The following is a 16,627-nucleotide window of genomic DNA, read 5'->3' as shown; positions in this document are numbered from 1 at the left end:
TCCCGCTCGGTTTAGTGGAAGCTGAGTAAGTCGGCAATATCCTGCAATGCTTCCTCAGTCAGCTCCCGATCATCAAAGTCACTGACGGTCTTCTCCGTATCGGTTTTGCCGAGGCAGTGTTCCGACAGTTTCAGGAGATAATATCGGCAGCTTTCGGACAGCCGTTCGATCGTATCTTGCCGAAAGCGCTCCGTTTCATAGGAAATGCTGACGGTCATCCGGCCTTTTGCCGCAATCGCGCTGATTTCAAGTGACTGCTCCCGTTTCCATGTATCTGTCACATCATCTCCGCCTCCCAAAGGAGAAAACTGAAACGCGTCAGGCTGTTCCGTTTCTGCCGGGTTCCCGCCGGGCGCATCGAATTGTCCGAGATAATTAAAGCTGATCTCCGGTGCTTTCCCGAAAGTCATCCCGGCAAGCTTCGGCGGTGTTAAATATTTGAGGACGCCGTATCCGTTGCCTTTATCCGGAATGCGCCGCAATGTGTCTTTGACGGTTTTCAATGTGCGAATTTCATATTCTTCAAGAGGTTCATAAGCTCCGCTCCGGAAAAGCACCGGGTAAATGGAAGTGAACCACCCCACTGTCCTGCTGATGTCCGCACCTGCCTGCTCTGATTGGCGTCCGTGTCCTTCAAGGGCGATTTTCAAAGCGTGCCGCGGCGACCATTTCTGAACAGCGAGCACGGCGGAAGCCAAAAGCACATCTTGCGTATCCGTATTGTAGGCGCTGTGCACATCTTTCAACAGGGCGTCCGTTTCACTTTCTGTCAGAGTGAAGGATACCGTGTTCCGTTTTTTTGCAGGAGTTTGAGATAAATCTGCCTGTTCGTAAGGAAGACTTTCTGTTTCATAGTGTTCAATCTCCCGCCAATACTCCGCCTGCTGAAGAAGCTGTCTGCTTTCGGCATAATCGGCCAGCTGCTCCGTATATGTTTTGAATGACATGGTTTTCGGAGGAAGTTTGATTTCCTGTCCAGAGACGGCCTGCTCATAAGCAGAAGCCAAGTCTTCCAATAAAATCCGCCATGATATCCCGTCGACAGCGAGATGATGGACCGTCAGAAACAAGTAATCTTCTGCTTCAGAACGGAACAGCCCCGCCTGTACCAGCGGCCCGTTCTCTAAATCCATGTTTCTTTGAAGCTCTGCGACGCGGCGTTTTACAAAACGTTCCTTCTCATGCTCATCGCCTTCCATTTCTAATATGGTCAGGCTGTAAAGCTGCTCATCTGCGAGGTCAGCCGGTCTGTTGAAGAGGAGAAGACCTTTCTCTTCGTCTTTTTTGCAGACAAGGCGCAAGGCATCATGATGAACGGTAATGGCTTTTAACGTTTTCCTCAGAGCCTCTTCACCTATTGAATTTGCTCTCGTCAGCATGACGGACTGGTTAAAATGATTTGCTTCCTTCATGTCTTGTGTGAAGAACCATTTGTGAATCGGCGACCACTTCACTTCTCCTTCTGCAGGAGCTTGGCTGACCGGCTGCCGCTCTGTACGGACATAAGGCGCCAGCTCCCTAATTGTCGGCCGGCTGAAAATATCTTTTACGGCGATCTGTTTTCCTGCCTGATGTAATCGGGCTGATACTTGCAGGGCTTTGATGGAATCGCCGCCCAGTTCAAAAAATGATTGATCCGCGGCAATGTTTTCAGTTCCGAGCACTTCGCTCCAAATCGCGGACAGCTCTTTTTCCATGTCGCTTTCAGGCTCGGTAAATGCCCGTCCGGTGTGCGCTTTTTTCCGCGGCTCAGGAAGCGCGCGGCGGTCAAGCTTCCCGTTCGGTGTGACAGGCAGGGCTTCAAGTGTTTCAAAGAACGCCGGCACCATATAAGCGGGCATTTCATTTCTGAGTGCCTGCTGCACGGTTTCACTTTCTGTTCCTTCTTCTGTCACGATATAAGCGCATAGTTCCGTTTGGCCTGCTGATGCGGTATGAGCGGTGACAGCTGCTTCTTTGACACCTTTTATGCCTGTTAAGGAGGATTCAATTTCTTTCAGTTCCACCCGGTAGCCTCTGATTTTGACTTGCTCGTCCATTCGGCCGATATACTGCAGCGTGCCGTCCGGCAGCCATTTTGCCAGGTCGCCCGTGCGGTACATGCGCCGGTTCTTCTGGAACGGGTCTTGGACAAAGGCTTGGGCCGTTTGCTTAGGAAGATTGCGGTACCCTCTTGCAAGGCCGGAACCCGAGATGCAAAGTTCTCCCGTTACACCGATCGGCTGCGGATGATCTCCGTTTAAAATATAAACGTGTGAATGCTCAATCGGACGGCCGATCGTAATGTTCTTACTTTGTTCTATATGTCTTGCCGCTGTAGTGGCGACGCTGTTTTCCGTCGGGCCGTACTCATTGGCAAGCTCCGTGTGTGGACAAACTGATAAACTGCGGCTGATAATGTTTTGGTCGACAGCTTCTCCCGCTAATGTGACAATTCTGAGAGACTCTGCATCCCCCGGCTCCAGTACGTCAAGCAGTGTACGGTACAGTACGGGAACAATGATCATGTGAGTGATGCGGTAAGATGCAAGATAGTGTTTAATAGCAAGAATATCTCTTGCTTCATCTTCGGCTAAAACGGCCGCTTTCGCACCGGAAATCAGCGGTGTGAACATGCTTGTTACAAACCCGTCAAAGGAAAATGAAAAGAGCTGAAGAATCGTATCTTTCTCATTCAGATCATAAAATCCGCTCCGCCATTGAAGGGTTTGGCTGACGGATCGATGTTCGACCATAACCCCTTTCGGCCTGCCTGTCGTTCCCGATGTATAAATGATGTAAGCCAAATCTTCCGGTGCTGATAATGACTGGACCGGCGAAGCATCCTGTTCTTGAATATCCTCCAGTGCGAGCACTTCACCGTTAAAACGATCAGGCACTTGTTCTATCGCACCGTGTGCGGTAAGGAGAAGCGCTGTGCCGCTGTCTGAGATGATATATTGCTTGCGTTCCTCCGGATATTCAGGATCTATCGGGACGTAAGCTCCTCCGGCTTTCCAAACCCCGAAGACTGCCGCTACTTGTTCCGGAGATCTTGGTATCACAATGCCGACGGCTGCATCAGGTCCGATCTGCCGTTTTTGCAGGGCTCTGGCGATTTTATTCGACCAGTCATCTAATTCTTTGTATGTGATCAATGTTTCCCCGCTGATAAGGGCCGCGGCATCAGGTGTTTTTCGCGCCTGGGTGATGAACAGTTCATGAACTGTTTTTTCAGGCAGCTGTTGATCCGTCATGCCGTTAAAGTCTGAAAGAATCCGGTTCCGTTCCGGAGCAGTCAGCATGCTGATCGCTTGTAAAGAAGTTTCCGGTTCACGGACAATGTGTTCAAGCATCGTCATAAAGTGGGAAGCCCAGCGCTGCATCGTTTCTTTCCGGAATAAAGACGCCGCATATTCAAACAGAAAATGAATCTGTCCCCCGCCTTCAGAAGCCTGCAAAGTGACATCAAATTTGGAAACCGGACGGGACACGTCCGCATTCTGAATATGCAAACCGTCCAACAGCAGTTCCTCATGCTCTATATTCTGGACGACAAGCATGGCGTCAAACAGCGGATTGCGGCTTGTGTCCCGCTGCACCCCGAGCCGTTCCACAAGCTCTTCAAACGGGTAGTCCTGATGCTCATACGCCTCAAGCGCAGCCTGGCGGACTTCCGCCAAATAATCGGTGAACCGTTTGTCTCCTTTCGGCTCCGTTCTGATGGCGAGCGTGTTGACGAACATGCCGAGAATCGGTTCAAGGTCTTTGTGCGGGCGCCCGGCAATCGGCGAGCCGACGATGATGTCTTCCTGCCCGCTCAGGCGTGCGAGTAACGTATTGTACGCGGCGAGAAGCACCATATACAAAGTGGAGCCGTGATCCCGGGCGATGCGGTGAAGGCCGGATGCCGTTTCAGCGTCAAGCGTGCACGATACGCTGCCGCCCGCAAAGCTTCTGACAGCCGGACGGGGCTTGTCAGCCGGAAGCTCAAGCACCGGAAGCTCTCCTTCAAGCCGCTTCAGCCAATAGGCTTCCTGCTTCTGATACCCTTCTTTCTCCTGAAATGACCGCTGCCAGATGGCATAGTCTTTATATTGAAGGCGCATCGGCGCAAGCGAACGGCCTGCGTACAGCTCGCCGAATTCTTTAATCAAGGTGTTGACGGACACACCGTCAGAAATAATATGATGCATATCCGTTAATAAAAGATGACGTTCGTCCGATTCTTTCACGAGGGCCGCACGGAAGAGCGGCGCTTCCTCCAGACAAAACGGCCGGACGAATGCGTCAGCTGACTCGGCCTCATCCAGCTGAAACGGTACGCTGTCATGGATGCGCTGCACCGGTTCGCCGTCAGGCCCCGTTTCAAAGGACGTTCTGAGCGACTCATGCCGCTCCACAAGCCGCCGGAACGTCTCCTTCAGCCGGCCGCGATCGAGCGGGCCCGTCAGTTCCAGCACAGCCGGCATATTGTAGCCGACACCGCCGTCTTCAAGCTGTTGGAGCACATACATCCGTTTCTGCGCCGAAGACACCGGATAGGTGTCCTGTGTTTGCGCAGGCTGAATCGCTTCATACGGGCTCTCTTCCAAGTCCTGAATAACCGAAGCGAGCTCTTCCACCGTCGGCCGGGCGAAGATGTCCTGTAACGGCACCTGAACACCGAACTCTTTGGCGATGCGGGAGACGAGAGCCGTCGCTTTTAACGAATGGCCGCCCCGCTCAAAAAAGTGATCCCGGATGCCGACGGGGCCGTTTTTCAGCACCTCTTCCCAAAGGGCGCAAAGCTTCATTTCCGTGACGTTCCGCGGGGCGGTGTACGCCTGTCTGTCTGCCGCTCCGCCGGGAGCCGGCAGCGCGCGGCGGTCAAGCTTTCCGCTCGGCGTGACCGGCCATTCGCTCATCTCTATAAACTGAGCCGGCATCATGTAGGCCGGAAGGCGTGTCGCAAGCTCCGCCCGCACGTCATCGCTTTCCCGTCCTTCGATATAGGCGTAAAGCGCGGTTTCGCCGTGTTCGGTCCGGGCGGTGACCGCCGCCTCACGAATGCCGTCGATGCGCCGGATCGCCGCTTCGATCTCTCCCGGTTCAATCCGGTAGCCGCGGACTTTCACCTGTCCGTCTGAACGTCCGAGCCATTCGACTAGGCCGTCTTCTGTCCAGCGTGCGATATCGCCCGTCTGATACATGCGCTCTCCCGGATAAAACGGATCNAGGCCGTCTTCTGTCCAGCGTGCGATATCGCCCGTCTGATACATGCGCTCTCCCGGATAAAACGGATCATCGAGAAAACGCTCCTCCGTCAGCTCGGGCCGGTTCAGATAGCCCCGGGCCACCCCTGTCCCCGCGATGTACAGCTCTCCGATACAGCCCGGCGGCAGAAGCCGTTTCTTTTGATTTAAAAGATACAGCCGCATGTTATGCCCGGAAATGCCGATCGGAACATTGTGAAATTCTTTTCCTTGCGGCAAATCAAAGTACGCCGCTTCTACTGTCGCTTCCGTCGGACCGTAGGAATTTGTCAATTCCGTTCCCGGCAGAAGGTCATAAAAACGGGAAACCAGGTGCGGGCCCAATTGTTCGCCGCCGGCAAAAACCCTTTTTAAGCAGGTTTTTTTGATCGGCTGTTTTCTGGAATTTATATATTCCAAGAAAGCATGAAGCATGGATGGCACAAAATGAGCCGCCGTTATGCGGTTATTCTCCAATGCGTTCAGTATCATTTCAGGGTCTTTCTCGCCGCCTTGCGGAAGGAGGAAAACAGAAGCTCCCGCGATCGGCCACCAAAACAGCTCCCAAATCGAAGCGTCAAAAGAGTATGATGTTTTATGCAAAATGATGTCAGAATCACTTAATCCATAACGCGTTTGCAGTGAGTATAAAAAGTTTACGGCTGACCGATGTTCAACCTGCACGCCTTTTGGGCGTCCCGTAGAACCGGATGTATAGATGATATAAGCCAATGAATCAGGTTTTACCGGAACGTTAGGGTTGGCCGCAGCTTCAAGGTTTCCTGTTTGTCCGCTTTTCAGAGAGATCGTTTCTCCCTCAAAAAGATCTGGTGCGAAAAGTTCTGGTTCTGCCAGTAAGAATTTCACGCCGCTGTCTTTCAGTAAAAAGCGAATCCGCTCTTCCGGGTAATCCGGATCAATCGGCAGATATGCACCGCCTGCTTTTAAGACAGCGTAAATGCCGATCATCATGTCAGGAGAACGCCGGCCCATAATGGCGGTTTTATCCTCCAGCCTTATCCCGCGCTTGATCAGCTGGTGCGCAAGCTCGTTTGCCCTTTCGTTCAGTTCCTGATACGTAATCGAAATGTCATCAGTTAAAATTGCCGGACGGTCCGGCGTTTTTTCCGCCTGCTGTTCCAGCAGATCATGAAGAGACTGATGAAGCGGAAACGCTGTTTTCTGAAAGGGGCTGAAATCTTGAAGCAGAGACACTTCTTCTTTTTCTGTCAAAACAGAAATATCGTCTAATTCCAAGCCCGGATCAGCCGCGGCGTTTTCGGCAAGTGTCGTAAAAAATCCCGCCCATTTTTGAATCGTTTTTCTCTCAAACAAATCGGTGCTGTATTCAAACTGGCAGTACAATTCACCGGCATTTTCAGAGATGTACAGTGATAAGTCAAATTTAGAAATCGGCAGGCTGACGTCTGCCGGCTGCAGTTCAAGTCCGGCTGCCCTAAGCTTCTGCTGTTCCATATTTTGCAGCGCAAATGTTGTGTCAAACAGCGGATTTCGGGACATGTCCCGCGGCACACCGAGCTTATCGACGAGCTCTTCTAACGGGTAATCCTGATGTTCGTAAGCCTCAAGCGCTGTTTGGCGAATTTCCTTTAAATATTCTTTGAATGTCATGCTTCCGTCGGGACGCGTCCTGAAAGCAAGCGTATTGACAAACATGCCCAGAACGGCGTCAAGGTCGGCATGTGGCCTTCCTGCAATCGGAGACCCGACGATCATATCTTCCTGTCCGCTTAAACGGGCTAACAGAACTGTGTACACACCGAGCAGCGTCATATACAGTGTGCATTTGTTTTCTTTCGCCAGCTTTTTCAACTGTGCTGTATGTTTTTCATTGATGACAAATGACACCCGGTCACCGGAAAAGCTCCGCACCGGGGGACGCGGCTTATCAGCCGGCAATTCAAGCACGGGAATCTCACCGGCAAGCCGGTTCAGCCAGTACTCCTCTTGTTTCCGATATGCGGCGCCCGCCATAAATGATTGCTGCCAGACGGCATAATCTTTGTATTGAATCCGTAACGGCGGCAGACTTCTCTCAGCATACAGCTCACTGAATTCACGTATCAAAAGATTGACGGATACGCCGTCTGAAATAATATGATGCATGTCAGCTAAAAGCAGATGCCGGTCTTTTTCTATTTGGACAAATCCCGCCCGGAAAAGGGGCGCTTTGCCGAGATCGAACGGCCGGATAAACGCTTCGGCTGATTGTTCTTTTGTAAATGCAAACGGCACGTCGTCATGAATCCTCTGCACAGGCAGGCCGTTTTTTTCTTCAAAGGACGTTCTGAGCGGTTCATGCCGCCGGATCAGTTCCTTGAACACGGCTTCCATCCTGTCTCGGTCAAACGGCCCCTTCACCTCTAAAACGGCTGGAATGTTATAGCTGACACCGCCATTTTCAAGCTGGTGAAGGACGTACATCCGTTTTTGGGCGGATGAGACAGGATATGTTTCTTTCATTTCTGTCTTTTCTATGGATGCGAACGGGTTCTCTTCTGCTTCACTGATGATTTTGGCGAGTTCTTCTACAGTCGGATGGCTGAAGACATCGCTCAGCGGGATTTGCACACTGCACTCTTTAGCTATTTTTGCAACGAGTGCCGTCGCCTTTAATGAATGGCCGCCAAGCTCGAAAAAGTGATCGTGAACGCCGATCGGGCCGCTTTGAAGCACTTCTTCCCATATGCGGGTAAGCTTCAGCTCCGTCACATTCCTGGGAGCTGTATATCGACGGCCCGCTGCGTACGCCGAAGCTTCCGGAAGGGCCCGCTGATCGACTTTTCCGTTCGCAGTGAGCGGAATCGAGTCAACAAAAGCCCATTTGACCGGAATCATATAATCAGGCAGCTCTTTCGCCAAATCACTTCGCAGCTGAGAAGGATCAGTCGCTTGTGAGACGTTGCAGTAGGCGCATAATTCATTTTCGCCCGACTCATTCGTTTGAATCAGAACAGCAGCTTCTTTCACGGCATGATGATTTGCCAGGACAGTTTCAATTTCCTTCGGTTCAATCCGGTATCCTCTGATCTTCACTTGATCATCTGTCCGGCCGATGTATTCAATTTGGCCGTCCGCACGCAGTCTTGCCAAATCTCCGGTCCGGTACATGACGGCGTCCGTTCTGAACGGATCCGGCAAAAATTTCTCTTCGGTCAGCGCCGGATTGTTCACATAGCCTCTTCCTGTATTCGCCCCGGAAATATACAATTCTCCCGCAATTCCGAGAGGCTGAAGCTGTCTGTTTTTGCTGAGAATATACATTTTGTTATGATGGATCGGTTTCCCGATCGGCGGATGTTCAGGTATGTCATCACCCGCAGAAATCGTATAAGTTGAAACCACATGAGTTTCTGACGGGCCGTAATGATTATGCAGATGCATACCGTGTAAACGGAGCGTCTGCCTGAACAAACGCGAAACGGTCAGCTGCTCCCCGGCCGTAATAACATGCTTCACACAGCGGGGAAAAGAATGTGCATAACCTTCTTCATTGAAAAGCATCTTGACAAACGCAGTCGGGAAAAACACAACTTCCGTTTTGTGCTGATCAATAAACGAAAACAGCTGAGAAACGTCCCGTTTGATTGATTCGGGCACGATACAAAGGGTGCCGCCGCTCAAGAGTACTGAAAATAACTCTTGATAGCAGACGTCAAACGCCACAGATGCGTACTGCAGCACATTTGTGCAAAAATCAATGTCTGTGTTCGTCAATTGGTGAGAAAGCAGGTTGGCCATATTTTTATGTTCGAGCAGCACACCCTTCGGTTTCCCTGTCGTTCCCGATGTATAAATCATATAAAGGAGGTCGTCCGCCGTATTAATGGATTGCACATTGCTTCCGTCCGCTTCCGTCCCGGCCTCTTCTATGTATGTAACTTGCAGCGCTTGTTCCGCGGGGACTGACTGATGCCGCTCTGTTACAACATGGACGCAGCCGCTGTTTTCAATGACATATCGGATACGCTCCTTTGGACTGCCCGGATCAATCGGGACAAAGGCGCCGCCCGCTTTTAAAATACCGAGAACAGCCGCCGCTAAAGAAGGGGAACGGCCGAGCATGACGCCTACCGGTTCCTCCCGCTTTAATCCGCGCTTTTGCAGCAGGCGGGCCAGCTTATTAGCCGATTCGTTCAGCTCTTTGTACGTCACTGACTCGCCTTCATACCGAATCGCGATTTGATCCGGTGTTTTTGCGGCCTGCCGTTCAAACATTGCATGAACCGTGTCATATACAGGCTTTTCGGTCTCTTCAGAAATCGGTGCAAGCAGCTGCGCTTTTTCCTCCGGGGTTATGATTTCAAGCTTGTCCGGCGTGATGTCCGGTTTGTCGAGAACCTGGGAGACGATGTGTGCTAAATGGCCTTTGATATTTTCAATAAATTGGCGGTCATACATGCTTGAATCGTATCTCATTTTCAAATGAATTTCGTCACCCGGCGCCACCATAAGATAAAAACTGTAATTGGTTTCGTCTTCCATGCTGAAATCATGGATGTGAAAAAGGTCTTTCGTGTCCCCCTTGCTGTTCAGCACATCAAGCTCCTGTTCAACCGGATAATTCTCAAAGACGAGAATGTGGTCAATTAAGCCTTGTTTTACCTGTGAATTCGCCTGTATGTCATAAAGCGGATGATAGCTGTATGCCTGTCCTTTCAAAGCATCCTTTTGCACATTTTTGATCAGCTTTTGAAACGGGATGTTTGCCCCGCTGATCCGGACAGGCACGGTATTAATAAACAGGCCGATCATTCGCTCGATGCCTTCGATTTCAGACGGCCTTCCGGAAATGACAGAACCAAAAACCGCATCTTCTGTCTGGTTATACGCCTGAAGCAAAATGCCCCAGAGCGTGTGGAAAATGGTGCTCAGCGTGACCTCTTCTTTTACGGCCAGCTCTTTCAGCTTAGCCGTGTCCTCTTTTGAAAAGGAAAACGTCACTTCCTCTTGTCTGCTTTCGCCGGCTTTTTTCTGCTTCGGCAGAACAGTCTGCTGCTCAAAGCCTTCAAGGTACCGCTCCCAGTACGAAGCGGCTTTTTCTTTATCTTGCTCCATCAGCCACTTGATGTAGGTCCCGTACGGCACAGCGGGCTCAAGCGTTAACGGTGTCCGGCGGAGCCGCGAGGCGTATATCTGGAAGAACTCTTTCAGCACGATTCCGAGACACCAGCCATCCATAATGATGTGATGGAAACTCCATATGCACGTATATTCACATTCACCGGTTTGAAGCAGCGTCACCCGCATCAGCATGTCTTTTTGCAGATGAAATCCTTTCTTACGGTCTCTTCGTTTGGCTTCTTCAATATGCTTGATTTGATCAGCCTTGTTTAAATTGGTGAGATTTTCCTCAATGATGCTGACGTTCCGCTCTTTTAATACGACCTGCTGCGGCACTGACACGTTCTGGCTGATAAAGATCGTTCTGAAAATATCATGTCTTTCGAAAAGGGCATGAACGCTCTCTTCAAACACGCGGGTGTCAACCTTCCCCGTTATTGAAAAGGAGGCCTGCTCGGCGTAAGCCTGTGATTCCTTTTGCAGGAGGGAATGAAAAAGCATTCCTTCCTGCATATAAGACAGCGGATAAATATCCTGAATTGCATTCTTTTTTGTCATGTTATAATCTCCCCGTCGCCTTTTTCTACAGTTCCTCGACAAAACTCGCTATGCTGTCCAAATCATCAGATGTTAACGTTTTGCTGCTAAAATCACTAACGGTTTTTTCTGCTTCCTCTTTGCCGGTGCAGTGCGCCATAATATCACGCAAATATTGCTGTAAAGTTTGCAGCAGCTGTTCCATCGTTTCTTTGCGGAAGCGGCTCGGCGGATAGCTCAAACTGAAGTGAAGTTTGTTTTGTGCGGCCATCGCGCTCATTTCCACCGCTTGTTCCCGCTGCCATGTCGGCGTGATGTCGTGCCCGCTTGCAAGACCGGACAGACTGAACGTGTGCTGATCTTCTGTATCATTGAATTGCCCTAAATAGTTAAAGCTGATTTCAGGCGCTTGTCTGAAGCGGATTGTTTTTTGTTCAGGCGGTGTCATGTATTTTAAAATGCCGTAGCCTATTCCTTTATCCGGTATTCTTCCGAGTGTGTCTTTGACCGTTTTTACCGCCGTTCCAAGCTCAGCGCCTGCTGTGTTCAAGTCAATGAGCACCGGATACATGGAGGTAAACCAGCCTACGGTGCGGCTGATGTCGAGCTCCGGCATGATGTGCTCTCTCCCGTGCCCTTCCATCGCGATGCGCAGTCTGCCGCCCCCTGTCCAGTCCCGTAAAGCCAAAGCTGCGGCAGTCAGAAGAATATCTTGCGTATCGGTATGGTAGGCCCGGTTGACCTGCTGAAGCAAAACGGACGTTTCTTCTTCTGTAAGCGTAAAGCTTACCGTTTGCCGAATGCTGTCGGCTCCCGTCTGATGCTGCGGTTTTTCATAAGGAAGTTCGGCGGCTGTTTCTTCTTCAATAAAACGCCAATATTCTTCTTCACGCATCAGCTTGCTGCTTTTTGCGTATTCTGAAAGCCTTTCAGCGTATTGCTTAAACGAATCGGTCTTTGGCGGAAGCTGGACCGGCTGACCTTTTACGGCTTGAGTGTAAGCGGCAGATAAATCCTCCAGCAAAATACGCCATGACACTCCGTCAACCGCCAGGTGATGTACGGTGATGAATAAATAATCCCCGGACCGGGTTTTGAACCAGCCGGCTTTTAATAACGGGCCTTTTTCAATATCCATCCGCTGTTGGAGCGCAGCGACTTCACTTTCTATTTCTTTTTCCCAAGTATCTGTCTCAGACAGATCCCAAATGTCCAAGCTGTACAGTTCATCTTTTTGAATACCGTGATTGATTTGTCTGAAACTTTCGTTTTCTGCACTGACGGTGATCCGGAGTGCATCATGATGAATGACAAGATGCTCCAAGGCTTCTTTGAGCGGCTGTTTATGCAATGCGTCAGAGCTGAACATCATGACGGACTGATTGAAATGATTTCTGTTTTCCATCCGCTGTGATAAAAACCAGTGCTGAACGGGTGTCCAAGGTATGTCTCCTTCCACCTGCCGCTGATCGATGACTCTTTCCGCTTTCCGGATAAGTGGCGCGAGCTCCTTAATGGACGGATGCCGGAATAAGTCGCTTGCCGTCATTTTCCGCCCATAGCGTCCGAGCCGTGCGGAAACTTGCAGCGCTTTGATTGAATCGCCGCCCAACTCAAAAAATGAGTCCTCAATCCCGACTTGTTTTGTGCCGAGCACTTCCTGCCAGATCACGGAAAGCTGTTCTTCAAGCTCATTGCGGGGAGCTGTGTACGCGGTTTGAAGCGCGAGCTCCGGTTCGGGCAGATTTTTCCGATCCAATTTACCGTTCGGCGTAAGCGGCAGCTTCTCAAGTTCCATCATATAGGCCGGAACCATGTAATTCGGCAGTTGCTTAGACAGTGAAGAACGCACTTTTTCTGTATCCATGTCCGCCTGCAGACTCATATATGCGATCAGTTCTTTATTGCCGGACTGCCCGGTTCTGACTGACACGACAGCTTCTTTCACGCCGTCCAGGCTCCTCAGTGTTGCTTCAATCTCTCCCAGCTCGACCCGATAACCGCGGATTTTCACTTGATCATCCATCCGCCCGGCATATTCGATCGTTCCGTCCGGCAGCCAGCGGGCTAAATCTCCGGTGCGGTACATCCGTTCTCCGGGAACAAAAGGATTGGGGACAAATTTTTCTTCCGTCAGCTCAGGGCGGCCGAAATATCCTCTTGCCACACCGTCTCCGCCCGTGCACAATTCGCCGATGACGCCGATCGGCTGCGGTGTTCCCCTGCTGTTTATGATATATGCGGTTGAATTTCCGACAGGGCGCCCGATCGGGATTGAATGATCGTATGATTGTTCAATCAAAAAGCAAGTCGAGAACGTCGTGTTTTCAGTCGGTCCGTATCCATTCCATACTGAGAGATGCGGCAGCGCATTCCGAACCCGGTTTACATGGCTTGGGGACAGTGCTTCCCCGCCGATAATCAATCGGGATAATCCGGAAAACACGTGTTCATTTTGTTCTGATAAATGGTTGAACAGAGACGATGTCAGCCACAGTGTCGTAATGCCGTTTTGTTGTATAAATGTTTCCAGAACATCAGAGTCGAGATAGGTTTCCTGGTCACTTACATATAAAGAAGCGCCGTTTAAAAGCGGACCGAATATTTCAAATGTCGTAACATCAAATCCTAATGATGAAGTAAACAATAGTCTGTCTTCCGGCGTAAAATCAATATAATTGCTGTTTTTCACAAGGCGGATCACGCTTCGCTGTTCAATCATGACGCCTTTTGGCGCACCTGTTGATCCGGACGTATAAATCATGTAGGCCAATGATTCAGGTCCGCCGAGCGGTTCGGGATTTTCCGAACTCAAGCCGGCCTTTGTTTGAATATCCTCTATGAATAAACGTTTTCCTGAAAGCGGCAGACCGTCAAGTTTATCAGATTGGAGAAGAATATCAGCTTTACAGTCTTTAAGCATCCATTCAGCCCGTTCCCGCGGCACATCGTCACCGATAGGCAAGTAGGCGCCCCCCGCTTTTAATATTCCGAGGATTCCGGAAGCAAGCTCTGTTGTGCGGCCGGTTAATAATGCGACAACGCTTTCCGGACCGACGCCATTTGATCGGAGAGCCGCCGCTATTCTGTTAGCCCGTTCGTTCAGCTCACGGTATGTCAAGATTTGTCCATCATATACAACTGCCCGGGCATCGGGGGTTTCTTTTGCCTGCCGCTCAAATAAACGGCTGATGGTTTCGTGTCTTGGGTAATCGCTTTTCGTCTGATTAAACTGATAAATGACGCGATTTGTTTCAGCATCATCCAGTACGTGAATGTCACCAAGCGGTATCGCTTGGTTTTCAATTACTTTTGTAAGAATACGGGTAAAATAAGAAAGCCATTTTTCAATTGTCTGTTTTTGATAGATATCTGTATTGAATTCAAAATCAAAGCTGATGGAACCGTCAGACCCTTCTGACGCGTAAAGCGTGGCATCAAACTTTGCGGTTTTATGACTTGTATCCGCAGCTTGAGCCAAATGCAGCTTATTTAACACCAGGGATTCACGCTCCATATTTTGGAGCACAAACATAACGTCAAACAGCGGATTGCGGCTTGTGTCCCGCTGCACGCCGAGCCGCTCCACCAGCTCTTCAAACGGGTAGTCCTGATGCTCATACGCTTCAAGCGCCGCCTGGCGGACTTCCGCCAAGTAATCGGTGAACCGTTTGTCTCCTTTCGGCTCCGTTCTGATGGCCAGCGTGTTGACGAACATGCCGAGAATCGGTTCAAGGTCTTTGTGCGGACGCCCGGCAATCGGCGAGCCGACGATGATGTCTTCCTGCCCGCTCAATCTCGCGAGTAACGTATTGTACGCGGCGAGAAGCACCATATACAAAGTGGAGCCGTGATCCCGGGCGATGCGGTGAAGGCCGGATGCCGTTTCAGCGTCAAGCGTGCACGATACGCTGCCGCCCGCAAAGCTTCTGACAGCCGGACGGGGCTTGTCAGCCGGAAGCTCAAGCACCGGAAGCTCTCCTTCAAGCCGCTTCAGCCAATAGGCTTCCTGCTTCTGGTACCCTTCTTTCTCCTGAAATGACCGCTGCCAGACGGCATAGTCTTTATATTGAAGGCGCATCGGCGCAAGCGAACGGCCTGCGTACAGCTCGCCGAATTCTTTAATCAAGGTGTTGACGGACACACCGTCAGAAATAATATGATGCATATCCGTTAATAAAAGATGACGTTCGTCCGATTCTTTCACGAGGGCCGCACGGAAGAGCGGCGCTTCCTCCAGACAAAACGGCCGGACGAATGCGTCAGCTGACTCGGCCTCATCCAGCTGAAACGGTACGCTGTCATGGATGCGCTGCACCGGTTCGCCGTCAGGCCCCGTTTCAAAGGACGTTCTAAGCGACTCGTGCCGCTCCACAAGCTCCCGGAACGTCTCCTCCAGCCGGATGCGGTCAAGCGGGCCCGTCAGTTCCAGCACAGCCGGCATATTGTAGCCGACACCGCCGTCTTCAAGCTGCTGGAGCACATACATCCGTTTCTGCGCCGAAGACACCGGATAGGTGTCCTGTTTTTTCGCAGGCTGAATCGCTTCATACGGGCTCTCTTCCAAGTCCTGAATAACCGAAGCGAGCTCTTCCACCGTCGGCCGGGCGAAGATGTCCTGTAACGGCACCTGAACACCGAACTCTTTGGCGATGCGGGAGACGAGAGCCGTCGCTTTTAACGAATGGCCGCCCCGCTCAAAAAAGTGATCCCGGATGCCGACGGGGCCGTTTTTCAGCACCTCTTCCCAAAGGGCGCAAAGCTTCATTTCCGTGACGTTCCGCGGGGCGGTGTACGCCTGTCTGTCTGCCGCTCCGCCGGGAGCCGGCAGCGCGCGGCGGTCAAGCTTTCCGCTCGGCGTGACCGGCCATTCGCTCATCTCTATAAACTGAGCCGGCATCATGTAGGCCGGAAGGCGTGTCGCAAGCTCCGCCCGCACGTCATCGCTTTCCCGTCCTTCGATATAGGCGTAAAGCGCGGTTTCGCCGTGTTCGGTCCGGGCGGTGACCGCCGCCTCACGAATGCCGTCGATGTGCCGGATCGCCGCTTCGATTTCTCCCGGTTCAATCCGGTAGCCGCGGACTTTCACCTGTCCGTCTGAACGTCCGAGCCATTCGACAAGGCCGTCTTCTGTCCAGCGTGCGATATCGCCCGTCTGATACATGCGCTCTCCCGGATAAAACGGATCNCGGTCAAGCGGGCCCGTCAGTTCCAGCACAGCCGGCATATTGTAGCCGACACCGCCGTCTTCAAGCTGTTGGAGCACATACATCCGTTTCTGCGCCGAAGACACCGGGTAGGTGTCCTGTGTTTGCGCAGGCTGAATCGCTTCATACGGGCTTTCTTCCAAGTCCTGAATAACCGAAGCGAGCTCTTCCACCGTCGGCCGGGCGAAGATGTCCTGTAACGGCACCTGAACACCGAACTCTTTGGCGATGCGGGAGACGAGAGCCGTCGCTTTTAACGAATGGCCGCCCCGCTCAAAAAAGTGATCCCGGATGCCGACGGGGCCGTTTTTCAGCACCTCTTCCCAAAGGGCGCAAAGCTTCATTTCCGTGACGTTCCGCGGGGCGGTGTACGCCTGTCTGTCTGCCGCTCCGCCGGGAGCCGGCAGCGCGCGGCGGTCAAGCTTTCCGCTCGGCGTGACCGGCCATTCGCTCATCTCTATAAACTGAGCCGGCATCATGTAGGCCGGAAGGCGTGTCGCAAGCTCCGCCCGCACGTCATCGCTTTCCCGTCCTTCGATATAGGCGTAAAGCGCGGTTTCGCCGTGTTCGGTCCGGGCGGTGACT

The 16,627-nt window shown here is 51.6% G+C and carries 2 protein-coding genes and 2 pseudogenes; all 4 read right to left on the bottom strand.

The window, feature by feature from the left end:
- Positions 1-11: 11 nt before the first annotated feature.
- A pseudogene (locus BGM27_RS20465) lies at positions 12-5,195 on the bottom strand (amino acid adenylation domain-containing protein); the annotation flags it as partial.
- A gap of 1 nt (position 5,196) precedes the next feature.
- On the bottom strand, positions 5,197-10,856 hold a 5,660-nt coding region (locus tag BGM27_RS20460; RefSeq protein ID WP_254122721.1), incomplete at its 3' end, for a non-ribosomal peptide synthetase.
- Between the two features lie 25 nt (positions 10,857-10,881).
- Positions 10,882-16,023: pseudogene (locus BGM27_RS00160) on the bottom strand (amino acid adenylation domain-containing protein); the annotation flags it as partial.
- 1 nt (position 16,024) lies between these two features.
- Positions 16,025-16,627, bottom strand: a 603-nt coding sequence (locus tag BGM27_RS20845) for a phosphopantetheine-binding protein (protein WP_483297755.1), incomplete at both ends; no start/stop codon positions are given.

This window comes from Bacillus sp. FJAT-27001, from assembly GCF_019039175.1.
Lineage (GTDB): Bacteria > Bacillota > Bacilli > Bacillales > Bacillaceae > Bacillus > Bacillus velezensis.
Note: the sequence above shows the minus strand (reverse complement) of the source record. Positions and strands in the feature narration are given on the sequence as shown.